General features: G+C 53.2%; 11 protein-coding genes. 7 read left to right on the top strand and 4 right to left on the bottom strand.

Going from position 1 to position 18,427, the window contains the following annotated elements; translation table 11 throughout:
- Nucleotides 1-39 precede the first annotated feature (39 nt).
- Complete coding sequence (locus SH528x_RS14245) at nt 40-1,515, bottom strand: transposase (RefSeq protein WP_442505179.1); 1,476 nt, start codon at nt 1,513-1,515, stop codon at nt 40-42.
- A 563-nt stretch (nt 1,516-2,078) separates the two neighbouring features.
- Between SH528x_RS14245 and SH528x_RS14240 the strand changes: the two genes are divergently transcribed.
- Nucleotides 2,079-4,949: a hypothetical protein gene (locus SH528x_RS14240; RefSeq protein ID WP_442511181.1), complete on the top strand. Its 2,871-nt coding sequence runs from the start codon at nt 2,079-2,081 to the stop codon at nt 4,947-4,949.
- Nucleotides 4,946-7,330 (top strand): hypothetical protein, encoded by a 2,385-nt coding sequence (locus SH528x_RS14235; protein ID WP_442511180.1) that lies wholly within the window; start codon nt 4,946-4,948, stop codon nt 7,328-7,330. Before SH528x_RS14240 ends, SH528x_RS14235 begins: the two co-directional genes overlap by 4 nt.
- A gap of 323 nt (nt 7,331-7,653) precedes the next feature.
- Here SH528x_RS14235 and SH528x_RS14230 read toward each other — a convergent pair whose 3' ends face one another.
- On the bottom strand, nt 7,654-8,031 hold the full coding sequence (locus tag SH528x_RS14230; RefSeq protein WP_442511179.1) for a hypothetical protein: 378 nt from the start codon (nt 8,029-8,031) through the stop codon (nt 7,654-7,656).
- 105 nt (nt 8,032-8,136) lie between these two features.
- Complete coding sequence (locus tag SH528x_RS14225; protein WP_442511178.1) at nt 8,137-9,588, bottom strand: vitamin K epoxide reductase family protein; 1,452 nt, start codon at nt 9,586-9,588, stop codon at nt 8,137-8,139.
- Between the two features lie 424 nt (nt 9,589-10,012).
- On the opposite strand from SH528x_RS14225, the gene SH528x_RS14220 reads away from it, so the two are divergent.
- From SH528x_RS14220 to nhaA, 5 genes are all read left to right on the top strand, one after another.
- Nucleotides 10,013-10,240, top strand: a complete 228-nt coding sequence (locus SH528x_RS14220; protein WP_442511177.1) for a hypothetical protein — start codon at nt 10,013-10,015, stop codon at nt 10,238-10,240.
- Nucleotides 10,241-10,346: 106 nt separating this feature from the next.
- Entirely contained in the window at nt 10,347-11,510 is a 1,164-nt protein-coding gene (locus SH528x_RS14215; protein WP_442511176.1) for a two-component system sensor histidine kinase NtrB, read from the top strand.
- A 59-nt stretch (nt 11,511-11,569) separates the two neighbouring features.
- Entirely contained in the window at nt 11,570-12,967 is a 1,398-nt protein-coding gene (locus SH528x_RS14210) for a sigma-54-dependent transcriptional regulator (RefSeq protein ID WP_442511175.1), read from the top strand.
- 556 nt (nt 12,968-13,523) lie between these two features.
- Nucleotides 13,524-13,937: a nucleoside diphosphate kinase regulator gene (gene rnk / locus SH528x_RS14205; protein WP_442511174.1), complete on the top strand. Its 414-nt coding sequence runs from the start codon at nt 13,524-13,526 to the stop codon at nt 13,935-13,937.
- A 76-nt stretch (nt 13,938-14,013) separates the two neighbouring features.
- Entirely contained in the window at nt 14,014-15,393 is a 1,380-nt protein-coding gene (gene nhaA, locus SH528x_RS14200; protein ID WP_442511173.1) for a Na+/H+ antiporter NhaA, read from the top strand.
- A 61-nt stretch (nt 15,394-15,454) separates the two neighbouring features.
- Here nhaA and SH528x_RS14195 read toward each other — a convergent pair whose 3' ends face one another.
- On the bottom strand, nt 15,455-18,361 hold the full coding sequence (locus SH528x_RS14195; protein ID WP_442511172.1) for a response regulator: 2,907 nt from the start codon (nt 18,359-18,361) through the stop codon (nt 15,455-15,457).
- Nucleotides 18,362-18,427: the final 66 nt, after the last annotated feature.

The raw sequence follows: 18,427 nt of genomic DNA, 5'->3' as shown, positions 1-18,427 counted from the left end.
TTGGTAGGTTAGCCGTTTTGGCCAACGCTGTGAAGTATTTTAGGCTGCTTGGTTTTGATGGAATTCGGCGAGTTTTTTACGTTCTTCCATGTTCAGTTTTCTTATTTCAGGATCGCCCAACGGTTTCTTGTGTGGGTTCTTTGGACGGTAACGCGCCTTCTTGTCCGTGCCCGCTTGATAGGTCTGGACGAGGGCTTGCGACAGGCTGTGCAGCATGTTGTCACTCGCACTGCAATATTTGTCGAGGCGACGCATGCAGCGTCGCAAGCAACGCATCGTGTTGGCCAAACTTCGTTTTTTCGGATCATAGTCGACTTGCTCGGGAACGTCTTGCTGTTCGGGAATCTGTTCTCGCAGCGCCAGCAGTTCGGCAATCGCCATCGCGCGAATCGACCAGTCCAGTTCCGCCAATGCCCGATCGCTGTTGCGGCAACGTAGTTTGTGCTTGTCAATGGTTTGTTTCAAGCCGCGGAATTCGACTTCGATTCCCCAACGCATTTTGTAGTAACCAATGAGCTGCTTGTGCCTCAGCTTACGAGCGCTCAATACGCTCGTAAGCATCCACATCTTCGTCTTGCCAACTTTCACTTTCACCAGACGCAGCTTCAGCGGCGGGGCGCCAGATTCCATCCTCCCCTTGGGCCAACACAAGACTCGACCTCCACCGAGTTGCTTGATATCAGCCTGCTCGCTGAGCAACTTCACGTTCGCTCCGACACGAACAAGGAAGTCACCACCGGCAGCCAGGATCGCACTCCACAGAGGATAACCTACGAAGCCCGCGTCACCACAAAACAGTGTCTTTTCCGGGAAAGTCTCTTCCTTAAGCATCTCCACGACGTGGCCTCGTTCGCTTGAGTTCGATGGCCCCAAACGCCAAGTCCACGGTAGACGAAGGCTCATGTGCCACATCATCGTGACCCAGATTTGTGGTTCTTGTGGCTGAGGTTTGTTCTTCTGGTTCCGCTTCCGTCGCATCCCCTTGGACTTCTTCTTTCCGTATTTGGCACGCACGCCGCGGCCATAGTTGGGTGCACAAAAAGCTTTCTCATTGGCGGCCGTTCGCGGGACCGTCACGCGTGACCCATCGAAGCCGATCAGTACCCAGTCAGCGGACCTCCAAAAACGTCCGCCCACTTCCTGGGCCAATGACTGATGTCTCTGGCGAAGCCGCGTCGTGAACAGCGATTCGTAGCGATCCAATGCGTTCATGAAGGCCGTGTAGGTTTTGGCGGTGCAGTGAAGCCCCAGCTCTTCACAGATTTCCATCGTCTGATCGAAGGCATCGGTGACGTTTATCTCATTTTGCCAAGACCAGATGAGTGCCTGGATCGCCAATTCTTCGGGCATCCATTTGATATTGCCATGAAATGTATCTTTGGTAAACAATTCACCTTTGGGAACAATCCAACGACACACCTCGTTGAAGATCGTCTTGTTCTTGCGACGAGATTGGCGGTTAGGTTTGCGACGTTGGTTTTGCTTACTACGTTTTGTCTGCTTCTTGCGACTCATGGCCAGATTCCTTTCTGACTGAAGTGTTTCAGTTAGTGTTTGGGGGGAATCTGGCTTTTTTCATATTCGGAGCTTGGTGAAAACCCCGCTTTTTACGTGCTCAAAATGCTTCACAGCGTTGCGTTTTGGCGGTAGCGGGCTGTTGACTTAGTGAGCCGTGACGCGTGAGCCGTGACGCGTGAGCGACCGGGTTCCACGCATTACCCGGTGCCTTACGGCCCACGGCTCACCTATGCGATTTGCATTTCGAATAAATCAACAGCCCGCTTGCCACGGTTCCCATGCACATCCAGGACTACCGTTTGGCTGCAAAATCTCTAGGCTCATCCGAAAAATCTGTGGGTAAAACTGACAGTGTGGTCAACAATCGCATGAAGACGAGAGCCCGCTACAAACGTCGAAAAGATGTTCCAACTACCTGATTCGCCAAAGTAGTGCGTTCCTCGCTTGCAATGCCATGTCCTTCACTCGGAGGGACGCAGAAGTGTGTAGAATAGCGGCTCACGTCTGTGTGACATACGAATCCTATCTACCACTCCTGGGCCACTTGAGTGAATGAACCAATGCCGAATGAAAACGTCGCGCCGAAAGTTACGCGTCAAAGTACACGTTCGCGAACGATCGGTGTCGTCGGATTGTTAGCCATTTTCACGTTGATCAATTGGCCGTTGCAATACGTTCCAGCCAATTCGTCAAGGCTATCGACGCGAGAATTACCATTTGACCTGTCGCTGAACACCGAAGACGCACCTGGGATCGTGCATCCCGTATCAGCAGGTTTCCCCTACCAATATTTTGTACGACACAATTTCCCAGACCAGACTAGCCACAGTCGTTGGTTTGTCACCGCGTTGCTGATCAACATCGCTATCGCACTCGCTTGCATTGGGTGGGCGTTGTGGTACTTAAGCCCCAAAGCAACCGATAGAAAACCCAGCTTGTCGTTGGCGGATTTGCTGATTTTGATTGCCATGATCGCGATGGGATTGGGCTACTGGCAAAGGCAAACCAGGCTTGTCGACGCGGATCGAAAGATCAGCGAACAATTGCAAACCGCTGGCCAAGTCATTCGACAATCTTACGTGCCGAAAATCTTTGAAAAGTATTTTTCGTATTCAATTAGCAGCAAGTGGACAAGAATCACGTCGGTCAATTTGAACCAACCGTCGGATGAACAAGTGGCGATTGTTTGCAAGTTACCGAATCTTCGCTCGTTGCGAATTGGCGGCGGCGAGTACGACGTCACCCATCTTCGTCGTATGCCTTCGATGCGTTATTTACAAGACATCCGCATTTCGGGGCACGTGTTGGATAACGAAGCCGTGTTGTCGATCGCCAACAGTCCGATGGTTGGCCAAATCAACATCTCCAACACCAATTGTGATTCTGCTGCGTTGGACCAATTTGCTCAGCTACCCCAACTGTCTCGAATGATGGCACTGGGAACAACGATCCCGTACGAAGCTTGGGACGAAAGCCCACTGAAAAGCAAGTTGAGTGGCTTGGTTCTGTCGCGCCCATCGAGCGGCCAAGGCGGCAAACTGAATCTCTCATCATGGACGAAACTACGAAGCCTAACCGTGAATTCGATGGAAGAACCACTGAATTCCAATCAATTTGAAATCACGCTTGCCGACATGCCTGAACTGTCTGAATTCGGGATTGATGCATTTCAGCAAGTTGACTTGAATCTACAGAACATTCCCAAGTTAGAAGCAATCGAGACTGAGTATGTGAATTTACTGACCAGAATGGCGGACAACGAAATGGTGCCGGTCAACCTCTGGGGCCGAAACCTAAAAATCGAAAATTTGCCAAACTTGAAATCCGTTGGAACGTACGGCGGCGATCTTCAATCTATCCAGATCGACGGGTGCGACGGTCTGGATTACGTCGCCGTTTTCAGCAGTGTATCTTCGGGGACAGGCAAACCCACTTACCGAAACGATTTTGGTTTGGACGTGCGTCAACGGATCGTCGACCAATTAGCCCAACTGCAATCAATACAACTGCTAGGCATCCGCGGTTGCGACTTGACCGATGTCGACTTAACTCCGCTTTCGCAGAACAAATCGCTGAAATACCTCGACTTTCAATTTAGCAAATTGTCGGGAAAGTCGGCTGAGCAATTGAAATCCGATACGCTCGAAAGAATCGACGTAAGAAACGCATTCATCGATCGAAAATTTGTCTCGGGTGTGAACGCTGAATTCCCCGGTTTGAAGAGGTTACTCGTGGATTCAAAAGTCTCAGCGATCCGCTTTGAAGACAAACCATCGTTCACCCATTTGACATTCGACCAACACAATCAATCCCAACTGACGGCGCTGCGGTTGGTGAATGTTCCCGAGTTTCAGTCACCGATGGTGTTGAATCCGATGGCCAATTACGTGCACGTAACCAATGCGCCAAAACTCCCAGGACTTGCGGTTTTAGCGCCCATCAAAACGGCGGTCGTCACGGAAGTCGAAGGCCTGACTTGGTTTGTCGGTGGCGGGGCGACCCTTAACGACAGCGTCGTAACCGAGGTACTCAAGGCAAGCGAGATGACGCATTTGACGCTCGCGTATCCCGAATCTACAACGGCGTCGTTCAGCCGGCTGACAGAACTTAAAAAACTACAGCAAGCTCTAGTACCAGGCGCTCGTTTGGATGACGAACTTGTTGGCACGTGGGATATTCCCGAATCGCTGATCGAATTGGATGTTCGAGATTGCGGACTGTCAATAGAAACGGTGTCGCGATTGATCGAGCGGGGCAACTGGCGTCAGCTTTCTGTTGGCGGAAATCCAATTGATCCGAAGGCATTGTCGGCACTTCGTAATAGCGAGACTTTGAAAACCCTAGGGTTGGGTGGCGCGACGTTGGACGCGGCAGCGATGCAGAGCCTCGGTACACTGCCGGCGCTAACTGAGTTGGATCTTTCAAAGGCAACGATCTCCACTGGCGTGCTTACCGCGCTCGTCAAACAGGCTCCGTCTCTGTTGACTCTTGATCTGACAGGGGCAACGGCCGATTGGTCCGAGCTTCCAAATTTGCTGCGAGCGCTACCAGCGCTACGACTTCGGCTTGGACCGACCGATGCAACCCTGTCACTGATTACACAACTGACCGTAACGAAACGAATGATTCTCGATCCTAATCCTTACGAAGCTTGGTTCAGACCACGAGAGCGGATAATCCTTGGCTATGACGCGCGTGGGCTTCCTGTTTATCAAGACCCAAGCAAAGCCGAGGGGCCCAAAATTTTCGAGCGTCCAGATTGGTCCACCGACTATTTCCGCCCCGACGACTTCGATGCCGAAGACGATTTGGGGTCTCGTCCGAAGACCGACAGTTCGCAATCGCCGTCTATCGGTCAAGCACTAAGAGCTCTTTTTTCGCCTGCGGCTCCAACGGCGGATGTAGAAATCGAACAGGAGATCGCAGAATGAAGAATCATCGTTTCACCCTCGGGTTCCTTTTTACAACCCTGCTTGGGCTGACGGGCTGTGAACCCGTTCCTGAGATCCACTCCTTTACCAAACAGCATGCAACCGAATTGGTAACAACCCGAACCGAACGCGATCAATTTCGATGGCCGGTGTTATCTGACAAATGGCAAGTCACTAAACCGACTGACTTTGCGTTCCTGCGAGCAATGCCAGCGGGTGCGATGAAAGAGTTTGTAGACAAAATCGCTGTCGATCGGCGGCAACGGATCGAAGCAGCAGCTCAATCGGAGACTCCCGCGCCGTGGACGGTTGCTGCGCACGATTTTTCTGGCGAAGCCGCTGCCGAATTGAGATTGGCGCTGGATGAATATGACGGGCATCCGATCAAAAAGTTCAGCGTATCGATTCCCAACCAAATCCAAAACCCAAAAGCACAGTTGGATTTGACGGCAAGGCACTTGGTGCTGAGTGGTGAAAACGGCATCTGGATCGCACGACTACCATGGCGCCCATGGTGGGCGCTGCCTGGAACCGACCCGACTGACCAAGACGAACCGGGTGATCTGGAAGACTTGCAGCAGATCGAATTGACTGGCTCCAATTCCGGTGCCGCCATGGTTGGCTTTTTTGGCCAGGATGAAAACGGTGGCGACTCGCGGTGTTTTGTTGCGAAAGGAGAACACCTGTACGTCGTTGACTGCAGCAAACGCTCTGTCATTGCGACGTCGAAATTCGAGACAGCGATTCAACACTTAAGCGTCGCTTCTGAAACGGGCAACGCGATCCTCGTCGATACTTCCGGCGGATTGTTTGTGACCGACGCTAAACTGGATCACGTCTCGCGAATTGGTGAAATCAACACCACGTTGCCAATGCCTGCGATTTCACCCGAGGCGGCAAGAATCGCTACCTACAAAACCAAGAATATGGGACATGTTTTTAAATTAGACAACGGCGTAGTGGTCGATTCGTTTGACGTGGTTTTGGAAAACCCTGGTGAGCCGTTGATGATTCGATGCTCGCGAGCCTACGACATGTGGATCGAAAAAAACGCCATCAACAGACGTCCCAACTATCCGAACAACCCAGGTTCAGATCGAAAAGGATGGAGGATGACAATGTACTGGGACTTGGAACAAGTATTGGATGTCCATAATTTTCCCACCGAGTGTTCGCAATTGTGTGTGGCGACACGACCACAACCCGATGGCGAGAAGCAACGTGTTTTGTTCGATGCTCAACTCGGCGGTCGTTCGTTTTCTCGTCCCGTTGCGATGTCGACTTTCGGTGACCAATCGTTGACGTGCGCCGCGTCGGGTGATGTGATCGCTTTTTACGATGACAAAACGGTAGACGTTTACGCTCGCGGTATGAATGCGCCTCAAGGACTGCATGGGATTCAAGGGATTGGTCGTAATTGGTCTTGGCAAAATCGGTTCGATGAACTGGAAAAGCTTCACAAACTGATCCGTTCACTGCCTGAAAATCGATTCCATCGAACACCCGAGCAATTCTACAGCGAACTCGCTGGTGGAATCGGCCGGCAATGGGCGAACAACCAACAATTGTTGACCAACGAAAAAGCCAGCGAAAGCGATTTAAAGTTTGTGAAAGAACGCAACCCAGCCTACGAGGAATGGGCGAAGAAAAAGTCGACGCTCGCGATGTGTTCGGAAATTAAATATCGAACCTCAGTCGCTTGGAGCGCTCGGGGAACGGGTTGGTCCAATTCGGTAAACGCGTCGAGTTGGAAAATCTTTGAAAACGAAAACAATCGAGCGATGGAAGTTTGCAAGGAACTACTACAGCTCGACGACGTTCCTGCCTGCGTATTCGATTACTATATCGGATTGGCACGCGACACTTCCTTGGAATACGACGACACCGCCGACACTGTAAAACGATTCATGCACTTGTATCCCGAAGACGTATCGATGCACATGGGAATGATGAATTGGCGATTAGAAAAGTGGGGAGGAACACGTGGTTCAGGGCCGGCCTATGCTGGCGGCGTCGCTAAAGCAATTGGCCCGCCGATGGGAGACTTTGTCTACAGTCGCTGCATCGAATCGATTCAAGGAAACTTTCAACACGCATTTTTCAATTACGCTCATGTCGACGGCTCACGTGTACTGGATGGGGTCGAGCAAGGCTTGCGGATGGGTTACTACCAAGAAGAAAGTACGTTGACGACGATGTACTTGTTAGCGCAGTCGCACAGCCGAAGCGATTCACCCGATTCAGCAACAGCGTATGCCGCCCACGCACGGCGACTGTGCGAGGAGCTTGCAGACCGCTACCGGCAATGCTACCCAATGGCGATTTCTCGTTCGGCCGACTCGAATCAATTTCAACCAATCAAACAGTGGTTACCGGACTAGTTGGCTTGATGATCCTCTCGTAAATCGAGTTCGTCGCCAAACCACTACCGAGAACAGCTGCTGTAAGTTTATAAACACCTATGCAGGCGTCTTTCAGTAAATTGGCCGTTTTGGCGTTAGCCACGGTTCCGGTGTTCAACCGGGGCTAGCGCCCAAACGGCTAACGAGAAACTCAATGGGGTCAGGTCAACTTATAGGGGTCGGTCAACTTAAAGGGGTCCAAACCTCTTTGTTGCGTTCACAAACGAGGCAGACATAAAAGATCGCGATCGCGCATTGTCAGAATTGTTCCTCGGAACAGATATCCAATGCCCCCCATTCTCTTAGCGACTTGAACGCTCGAGATGTTGTGCAATCAACTGCACCAAGCGGTCGCCTGAGGAGATCTCGCCGACCGTGGTGCTGGTGGGAAATAGCAGCTTCGGAATCGCACCTGCGCCGGCTTTCTGGTACAGCGAAACATGCTTTGCAATGTAATCACTTGGTATTGGACCGCTCATCGTTTTGCGAAGCTTTTCCGAATCGACCAACTGCGACGCCTGTTGCAGTGCACTTGCATAGCTTGGTTTGGTGTCAAACACGTAGTCATGGAATTTCGGGAACGCCGTGGGGTCGACCACCCAAACCGAAATCGCCAAACGTGCCAGATCACATGCCTCGGCATGGGCGGCGCCCGTTTGACGGACCGTTGGACAAATCAAAGGGGTCAAACCTCTTTGTTTCACAAACGAGGCAGACATAAGAATTCGCGATCGCGCATTGTCAGAATTGTTCCTCGGAACAGATATCCAGTGACACCTATTCTCTTAGCGACTTGAACGCTCGAGATGTTGTGCAATCAACTGCACCAAGCGGTCGCCTGAGGAGATCTCGCCGACGGTGGTGCTGGTGGGAAACATCAATTTCGGAATCGCACCTGCGCCGGCTTTCTGGTACAGCGAAACATGTTTTGCGATGTAGTCGCTGGGGATCGGACCGCTCATCGTTTTGCGAAGCTTTTCCGAGTCGACCAACTGCGACGCGTGTTGCAGTGCACTTGCATAGCTTGGTTTGGTGTCAAACACGTAGTCATGGAATTTCGGGAACGCATTGGGGTCGACCACCCAAACCGAAATCGCCAAACGTGCCAGATCACATGCCTCGGCATGGGCGGCGCCCGTTTGACGGACCGTTGGATTACACGCTCGGTCAAGTGGCACCGGCAATACGATCACGGCTAATCGGTCGCCATAGCGAGCTTTCGCTTGCGATAGCGCCGCGTGGGTTCGTTGGCAATGAGGACACGTATAGTCAAATAGCTCGACGAATACTAATTCCGCGTCGGGATTTCCAATCAGTGGCCATTGGCGTGTATCGAGTTTGACGCCCCCTAAAATGCTCGCGGTTCGTCGCTCTGGTTTTGTTGCCGGCGCGCTCTCACCAGTCGCCTGACCCACTTGCCCGGCCATCAACATGCTGGGGTTGAACAATCCCATCGCCAACGACACTGCTGTCAAGCTTGGCTGAGACTTGGGCGTCGTGGAACTGGTCGATGAGATCGGAGCTTCAAACAGCATCGCATCGTTGTCCTTCGTCGTTGACGACTCTGCGGGAAGCGACGGGTCTGCGGAAATTGCGGCCGGCGGGCTTGCGTATTCAATCACCTCGAACGTATCGGGCGCTGGCGTACTGACTTGCAGGGCAATCAGCAGTGCTACCGACGTCACTGTGACTCCGCTGACTTTCGCCAACGTCGATTTGCGAAGCGGTCGTCGCCACAGCACCACTGCCGCCGCAATCAGTCCCGCCGTATGCGCGACCAGACAGTAGGGACACAGATGTTCCAGCAGAAAGACCTGTAGACCAACAAACCAAACCGCCGCGGCACCCGCCGTGATCGCGGCAAAACTGATCATTGGCCAACGGTATCGCTCCCACTTGAGCGGCATTGGCCGCATCAGCAAAAGTCCCAGAATCGAAGCGTGGATCAATATCGCAGGAATGCTGACGGGCACCGACATCACCGTGGCCCAGCGACTGTGCAGGACATGGTCACAATTGAACAAATCGCCGCTACACCCCGCCACGCTGCCCGACGTCAACGAAACCCAAGCTAGATAGGTGCTGCTAACCAGTGCAACGGTGCTGCACAAAAGCAGCGCCCATTTAATGGGTGCTACCGACGCAAAGTGTCCGCGATGAACATGACTCGGCGAGCGTGAGTGTGAAAACGGAAACCAAGCGGACGACGAACGGTCGAACAAATCAGCAGCAGACATGTTTCTCTCAACAAAATAAGCGTATCGGCACGGTGCAATTCTTGATTCGCCGATAGCAAAGCAGGTCGCGTGCCACGGCGCACCCGCCAAGATTCCGGCGGACAACAACCTCAAAAAACACCACGTTTTTCGCAATAAACTGCGATTTCCGAAGTTTCGACGACGCGATTGAATTCCTCTAGCTTGATTGCTGAATGATCAACTTGGACTAAAACTGGACACGGCGTCAGCGTGTCGTTGCGTCGTCAACGGTGGTCGACACTGTCTCCGCGGGTCGACGCGGCGATGGCTCAAAACCGCTGTTTTGGTCTCGATTTCACGGAAAAACCACCAAAATGCGAGGCGGCATCTTGATTGCATTAGGGGAAAGGCTGAAGCCACGGGAGTGACACTATTCATTCATTTCTCGAACGAAAGCCCCGACATGTTGATGCGCAACCCCAACTATCCGCTCGATGATTTTGAAGTCGACTCCGACTTCGCGGCCCCTCGCCGCGATTTAACCGTCAAATTAGTAGTCACCGATTCGGCCGAGTCTTCGGTCGAACGTTCAAATGAGGACGCCTCGGATCGTAACCAGTTAGGCGGCCAACTGATTCTGTGTCTGTTGTTGGCCGCGGCGATCGCTTTACGTTCGTGGTTTACGTCGTAAGCCATACGCCAGATTAAATTATGAAAATCAGCCGCTGTTTGGACGCTTGTCGTCTTCCCCCCGAGATCGATTTCGGTGATCGGTTTGCGGTGCTAAAATGACTCGCATGCAAATCCAACCTCACGAAAACGAAGAAATCAGCAACGATTGTTTCCGCGCGATCGCGAACTACACCTACGATTGGGAGAGTTGGCACTCACCCGAAGGACGGTTGTTGTGGGTCAATGCGGCGGTCCAGCGAATGACCGGTTACCGGCCGGATGAATGTCTGGCGATGCCCGACTATCCGCTTCCGATGGTCGCACCCGAGGACCGTGATCGAATCGCCAAAGTGATGCAACAAGCGAGCGAAGGCAACTTTGGAAACGATGTCGATTTTCGTGGTATCCACCGCGATGGCAGCAATCGATGGTTGGCGGTTTCATGGCAACCGATGTATGACGAATCGGGAGCCCATCTCGGATTTCGCGCCAGCGTCCGCGACTTTACCGAACGCCATCAACTTCGTGAACAGTTGCGACTGCACGCCGAACACCTCGAACAATTGGTCCAAGAGCGTACTGCACGGATTGCCCAGTTGGAGGTCCATCGTCGTAAAATGGAAAAGCTGGCCGCTTTGGGTCAACTCGCCGCAGGCGTGGCTCATGAAGTCAACAATCCGCTGGCCGGAATCCGCAATGCGTTTGCACTCTTCAAATCGGATTTGACACCGGAGCATGAACATTTCGAGTTGCTCGAATTGATCGACAGCGAGATCGAACGAATCAGCTCCATCACCCACCAAATGTACCAACTGTACCGGCCCAGCCAGCAACAGCGAGGCCGCTTTTCGATGGAAAAGGCCGTTGCCGACGTGGTATCGCTGTTGGAGCCGATGATGCAGAAAACCGGGGTCCGCATCAAGGTGATCGCCAACCCAACGCCAACCGAAGTCACGTTGCCCGAGGGCGAAGTCAAGCAGATACTATTGAATCTGATCCGAAATGCGATCCAAGCCTCTCCCCAAGACGCAGCGGTGACAGTCAACCTGACCGCTTGCGACAATTCGGTTCGTGTGGTGGTTGCCGACTACGGCGACGGCATCGACGAAGAAACGCTGCCGCACATTTTCGACCCGTTTTTCAGTACGAAAACAGGCCAGTCGAAACAGGGGATGGGCTTGGGGCTGTCGGTCTCACGAAGCTTGATTGAAGCCATGGGCGGCTCGATCGAAGTCGAGAGTCAACCGGGCGAGGGAGCCGTATTTGCAGCCGTGTTCAATCGGCTGTAACAACTCGTTGCTCGATTCGCAGTTTTTTTAAGCCAAACTCACTCCACCACGATACTCGCATGAACGCCTCTCCCTTAGCACGCATATTGATCGCGGACGACGAACCGCTGTATCTGCGTACCACCGGCGAGTTGTTACGAAAATCGGGTTACGAGTGTGTTTGCGTTGCGGACGCAAACGCGGCACTCGAGGCGCTGCGGCGTGAACGGTTCGATTTGGTGTTGTCGGATCTAAACATGCCCGGCAATTTAAAACTGGAACTGCTTCGCGAAGAGCGTCGCCATTGGTCGCACATTCCCTTGATCGTGATTACCGGGGTGCCCTCGGTGCCCACCGCGATCGAGAGCATCCGATTAGGGATTGCCGACTACCTGCTAAAACCGGTCAGCTACGAAGATCTGCTGGTTAGCGTACAGCGCGTCCTGGCGCATCCACCGAGCGTTCCCGCCGCCAACGAACCTAACGACGATACGCAGCGAACGCTGATTGAAAAGTTTCCTGAAATCGTCGGCCTTAGTCCCCCCATGCTGGAACTGCTGGACATCATCGACCGGGTTGCCCAAACCAATACGAACATTTTGATCACGGGTGAAAGCGGTACCGGCAAAGAGGTGGTCGCCCGTGCGATTCACAACCATAGCCAACGCGGCGACAATAATTTCCAGGTGATTGATTGCACCGCGATTCCTGATTCGTTGTTTGAATCTGTGTTGTTCGGGCATGTCAAAGGATCGTTCACTGGCGCGGTCAAGGACCAAGCCGGTTTGCTAAGTCACTGTCACCAGGGGACTGCTTTCTTTGACGAACTCGGTGAATTGCCAGCTGCATCGCAAGCGAAATTGCTGCGTGCGATTCAGGAACAGATCTTTACCCCCGTCGGCAAAAGCACTCCGATTCAAGTCGACACACGTTTTATTTGTGCGACGAATCGAAACTTGGAAACCGAGGTGCGTGAAGGACGTTTTCGCCAAGACCTTTACTACCGCCTGGGCGTGATCCATATCGAATTGCCTGCGTTGCGAGAGCGGGGTGAAGATTGCGTGTTACTGGCCAAACGTTTCTTGTCTCAACTGCGACCTGCCGGATCGTCTGTCGTGCAGTTTTCCGATGAGACCCTTGATTGTTTTCGCCGCTACGATTGGCCGGGAAATATTCGCGAATTACGAAATGCGATCGAGCGGGCGATCGCGTTGTCTCGCAGTGACACGATCGAATTTGCCGACCTGCCCGAGCCGCTGAGACGCACGCGTGAAGGTAGCAATCATCAAGTGTCAGTGTTTGGTGACGCGTCACGCGATGACGCAGTGGAAAGCGCCGAGCATTCGTACCTGAGCTCGCTGATTGAAAAACACGCCGGGAACATTTCCCATGCGGCGCAACAAGCAGGCGTTTCAAGGCAAGGCATGCACAAGCTATTGAAGAAACACGGAATCGCTGCAGCAGATTTTCGCAAATAGCGTCTTTCGCGATGGCGTCACCCCAATGCCATCTACTTTGGTAGCGGCACGGCGCGAGCCGTCCGGTTGCAGCGTGAAAAAACGTTCGATTTCCACCGGGCGGCGTTCGATTTCCACCGGGCGGCTTGCGCCACACCGCTACAGAATCATCCGTTTGGTTTCAAAGTAGATGGCATTGGGCGTCAACCTGTCAACTCAGGTTGACAGTAGTCCCCACGCGGCAACACATCCGCAATAGTGTTGCGCGCATCACCGCTAAACGTCCTGACTAAATATTGGGCGGCGTGGCGGAATTTTCGCCTGTGTTCTCGTCACTAATGGCGGATATCAGAACCAGACAACCATTGTTTCTCGGTCGGACACGCCAATTGCCCGATCCTTGTCTGTTTGGCGCGGCGGTTGCAATGCAGGGCAAAACCGGCGTCCAACCGTCAGAGAGCACCCCTCTCGATTATCGCCCCTGCCACAAACACTCGTCGCGTCAAATTCTGTCTCTCAAAATTGAACTACTGTTTTCAAAATTGAGACGACCACTCTCGATTCAGAGGCCTTCTTCGTGAACTACAAAAATATCGTCATCAGTCAAAGTGACTATCAACGCATCGAAGAATTGCTGTCGAGCAAATTCACGCATGCTAAGTACGATCATCAAAATTTGCAGGAGCTGCAGGGGAAACTTAACTTGGCAGAGATTGTCGATTCGAACGACGTTCCTGCAGATGTTGTGACGATGGATTCGGTCATCCAGCTGCTCGACCGCAGTAGAAACGAATTGAGGACTTATACGTTGGTGTATCCCGAAGAGGCACATATAGCGACGGGAAAATTGTCGGTGCTGGCGCCGATTGGCACCGCGATTTTAGGTTGTCAGATCGGGGATCGCGTCCACTGGAAAGTCCCTAGCGGAAACATCGAGATGCAGATCGAAGACATCTTGCATCAGTCCGAACGCGAGGCGATGGCAACCTAGTCGCAAGTTGCCGACGGCGAATGATCGTATTGCGTCAAAACGGAGTTTCAATTGTGTTACAATTTACGGAGAATGAATGTCTTCACCGACAACTAGCGACCCTCGTTATCAGCACATCCAACCAGTCCATCGCGATGTGACGGTTCCATTACCTGAACAGCCGATCGATCGATTTGTACGCCCGGTTGCTCGTTTTCTGCATGTCGAAGCGGCCAGCGGCGTGCTGTTGATGCTCTGTACGGCGTTTGCCATCATCATGGCTAATTCCGCATGGGCTGATTCATATCTCAGTTTTTGGAAAACCGAGGTGGGCGTCTCGTTTGGATCGATCCAATTCCAACACTCGCTGCGGCACATCATCAACGACGGGTTGATGGCGATCTTTTTCTTTGTGATCGGGTTAGAGGTCAAGCGAGAATTGGTGCATGGAGCACTCTCGGACCTTCGTCGCGCCGCTCTGCCGATTGCAGCCGCGATTGGCGGTATGGTCGTGCCCGCGGGTATCTATTTGGCGCTTCAGTATGACCAACCCGCTGCACGCGGATGGGGCATCCCAATGGCGACCGATATTGCATTTGTCGTCGGTTTTCTCGCGTTACTTGGTTCGCGCGTGCCCAACAATCTACGCGTGCTGTTGTTGTCGCTCGCGATCGTCGATGACATCGGTGCGATCATCGTGATTGCGATTGGATACACTCAAGAGTTGGATGGTCGTTTCCTGATGCTGGCGGCGATTGGGATTGGGATCGTCCATCTGTTTTCGCGGATCGGTATACGGCGTTTCCCTCCCTATATCTTCGCTGGTCTAATTGCGTGGCTTGCATTTCACGAATCGGGCGTCCACGCAACCTTGACTGGCGTGATACTGGGATTGATGACGCCGGCCAAGGCCACGATTGTGCCCGACCACTTTCGTCAATATTTGATTAAAACTGGCGAAGCGTTCCGCGGTGATGGTTGGAACTCGATAAATCATCGCGCCCAAAAGGTGCGAGAGGTGCAACGATTGACACGCGAAACCGTTTCTCCGTTGGAGTATCTTGAAACGACACTGCATCCGTGGAGCAGCTATTTCATCATTCCGCTCTTCGCGATGGCCAATGCGGGCGTCGCAATGCAATTGACCAACATCGAGGATCCGGTTGCGATTGCGGTTACGTTGGGATTGGTTGTGGGTAAACCGCTCGGCGTGCTGCTGTTCTGCCTGCTGGCCGTTAAAATTGGCTGGGCGAGATTGCCAGCCGGTGTGAACTGGCGAATTCTGATCGCAGGCAGTTTCCTCACTGGCATTGGGTTTACGATGGCATTGTTCATCGACGGATTGGCGTTCGGCGAGGCAGGACTGGATACCGCAAAAACGGGCATCATGGTGGGCTCGGCGATCAGTGCAGTACTCGGAATGACGCTGCTGATGTGTACTTTACCCGGACGCAAAACCTCGCATGCCCGAGTTTAATTTGACCTCCGCGAACCGTTCCGGAGAGAACGCCGAGGGTGACGCGTGCGTGGCAATCCTGCTACCCGCCGGTCTTTGCGTTTAGCTCTTTCGCTAAACGCTCTGACGCAGTGACCAGCTGCTCGATGGTCGGAGCCACGGAACTTACGTCGCCCTGTTTGCCTTGAAGCTCGAGTGTTTGCGCGGCCTTGACCACGTCGACGGCGCCAAAATAACTCGATGCTCCCTTTAACGTATGAGCGGCTCGCGAGAGGCCCATCGCATCGCCAGATTCAAATGCCGCTTGAATCTTGCCGAGCAACTGCTGCGATTCATCCAAGTAGACTTTTGCTAACTCGCAAGCCATCTCCTCACTACCACAGGTTTGTGCGAGCGTCGTTTTCCAATTGAGTTGAGGTTGACCATCGGTCGCTGCTAGTTCACATTTTGGTGAACATTCCGGCTGCAACGCAGGCTCCGCAGACGAGATCGCTGCAACAGCCCGCTTTGCCGGGACCGCATCCTGCATCGCCACGCACGGTGATTGAGCTATCACGCGTTGCAATTCCAAGGGATCGAAGGGCTTGGCGATGTAGTCGTCCATCCCGGCGGCGAGAAACCGTTCTCGATCTCCCTTCATGGCATTGGCCGTCATGGCGACGATCAATTGATGCTCGTCCCGCTCCGCTTCCATTTGACGGATCACGGCGGTCGCCTCGATCCCATTCAGATCAGGCATTTGAATGTCCATCAAAATCAAGTCAAATGACTCTCGACGGACCGCGTCGACGGCCTCACGACCGTTTGTCGCCAACACCACTTTATGCCCCCATTTGGACAAAAAACCCATGGCCACCTTTTGGTTGACGACACCGTCTTCGGCCAACAGCACTTTCCTCGCTTGCACCAATGTTTGCGACGCATGGGAATCATCTGCCGCGTCGTCCATGTCGGTGATCCCCATCACCTCGAGGATGGTATCGAGCAACTCCGACGCGATCACCGGCTTTGTCATAAAGCGAACAATCCCAACGCGACGCATGACCTCCGGCTGCAGCCCGCCCACCGATGACGACAACATCACAATCGTATACGGCGATTTTGCATCCCGACTCGCTAACCGTTCCGCGAAATCCAGCCCATCAATTTCTGGCATGTGGTAGTCCAGCAAGATCAAGCGAAAGGGCGTCTTCTCGCGTTCAGCGACATCAATTTGCTCTAACGCCTGCAAACCATCACACGCCATCTCGGCATCAAGTCTCCACTGCGAGAGCATCTCTTGCAAAATCCGCCGATTGGTCGAATTGTCGTCAACCACCAACACCCGAGTGCCTTGCAATCGCGCGAGGTCTGCGGGACGACGCGGTGATTGATCCGCAGCAACTTGCAAGTGAATCAAGAAATGAAACTTCGTCCCCACCCCCGGTTCACTTTCCAACCAAACACGACCTCCCATCATCTGAATCAGTTTTGTCGAGATCGTCAGCCCTAAACCGGTACCGCCAAAACGACGCGTCGTGGACGTATCGACTTGCGAAAACGCTTCGAAAACCTTTTGTTGCTTTTCCGCCGGAATTCCAATCCCCGTATCTCGGACGCTGATGTGCAGCACCGCATGCTCGTCGCTCACCTCGTCCGAGTTGACATCCACCACCACCTCGCCCGACTCGGTAAATTTGATCGCGTTTCCAACAAAATTCACGATGATTTGACGAATTCGTCCGGGGTCGCCGACCAGACGATTGGGGATCGATGGATCGATTCGGGCCGCCAGCTCTAATCCCTTCTCATCCGCTTTGAGTGCGAACAACCTCATCGCCTTGCCAACACAATCACGCAAATCAAAGTCGATCTCTTCGAGCTCTAATCGATCGGCTTCAATTTTGGAAAAGTCCAAGATGTCGTTGAGCAACCGCAACAACGAATCTGCGGACTGGCGGATCAACCCTAAAAACTCTTGTTGATCCTTTTCGAGCGGTGTGTCGGACAACAGTTCCGCCATCCCGATGATGCCGTTCATGGGAGTCCGAATCTCGTGACTCATATTCGCCAAAAATTCACTTTTGGCGCGGTTGGCCGCCTCGGCTTCGATTCGCGATTGCTGGAGCGCCGCGTCGGTCCGATTCATTGACACGGCGCTCCAGCAGATCAGGATGCTGAACACGACGATGTTGGTCAACACAAACACCGACAATCCCATCACCGGATCGAAGATGCCTTGTTGTTGTGCCCACCAACGAAACCCTCCGATCACCGTGGGAATAATGATGGCGGCCGGCAACAGCCGTCGCGCCATCACGCCACCGGCACCGCGGTCGCTGATGACTTGCATTAACCCTTCGGTCGGCCGCGAACACAAAATCCCGAGACAAAGAATGGCAAACCCGACGGCCGTGTTCAGTGCCATCGGGATATACGCCTTCATCCCAATCAGATTGACGCTGCTGTAGGCATAGCCCACGATCGCCAGCAGCGACACCAATGCCGCAACCAACGTGAATGTCTCGGTGAACAGATACCGCCATCGCCATCGAAGATTGGCGAACACCAGCGCAAGGCCCGTGAGCAGGAAATTCAGCGCCGTGTTGGGGGCCATCCGGTTGTGGATTTCATACACGTCCAGCTTTGCGGGGAACAGCCAGCGATCGGGACCATCATCGAAATCAAACTGGTACCCCAAGATGCGAACGACTGCCATCGCAACCACCAACGATGCCAACGCAATCGCTGAATATGTCGCCGTCGATGAAGCGGATGGTTCGCCTGACTCGCGATACGACAGCCACAGCGCCGCACCACACAGCAGAAATCCTATTGCCGTCCCGCCGGGGTTCATTGCCACTTTACCGGGCAACAACGCTCTCAGAGCCTCGTAATCCAAGGCCCAACCGACCAACACAATCTCGCTGATCGCGATCACCACCACGCTCGCAACGCGGGCGGCCCGACGAAACTTTATGATCAGTTCTGGATCGTGAAAATCGCCCACTCGATCCCTTTCTGACAAGGGTGCTCTGACAAGGTGCTTTTGCAAGAAGAACTTCTTGCGAAATTT

The organism is Novipirellula methanifontis (assembly GCF_052161655.1).
In the GTDB taxonomy this organism is placed as follows: domain Bacteria; phylum Planctomycetota; class Planctomycetia; order Pirellulales; family Pirellulaceae; genus Novipirellula.
This window is presented reverse-complemented; position numbering and strand designations above follow the sequence as displayed.

Coding starts and splice junctions, on each gene's coding strand:
- SH528x_RS14220 (WP_442511177.1), top strand. CDS start 10,013: ATGTTGATGCGCAACCCCAACTATCCGCTCGATGATTTTGAAGTCGAC.
- SH528x_RS14245 (WP_442505179.1), bottom strand. CDS start 1,515: ATGAGTCGCAAGAAGCAGACAAAACGTAGTAAGCAAAACCAACGTCGC.
- SH528x_RS14235 (WP_442511180.1), top strand. CDS start 4,946: ATGAAGAATCATCGTTTCACCCTCGGGTTCCTTTTTACAACCCTGCTT.
- SH528x_RS14210 (WP_442511175.1), top strand. CDS start 11,570: ATGAACGCCTCTCCCTTAGCACGCATATTGATCGCGGACGACGAACCG.
- SH528x_RS14225 (WP_442511178.1), bottom strand. CDS start 9,588: ATGTCTGCTGCTGATTTGTTCGACCGTTCGTCGTCCGCTTGGTTTCCG.
- SH528x_RS14240 (WP_442511181.1), top strand. CDS start 2,079: ATGCCGAATGAAAACGTCGCGCCGAAAGTTACGCGTCAAAGTACACGT.
- nhaA (WP_442511173.1), top strand. CDS start 14,014: ATGTCTTCACCGACAACTAGCGACCCTCGTTATCAGCACATCCAACCA.
- SH528x_RS14215 (WP_442511176.1), top strand. CDS start 10,347: ATGCAAATCCAACCTCACGAAAACGAAGAAATCAGCAACGATTGTTTC.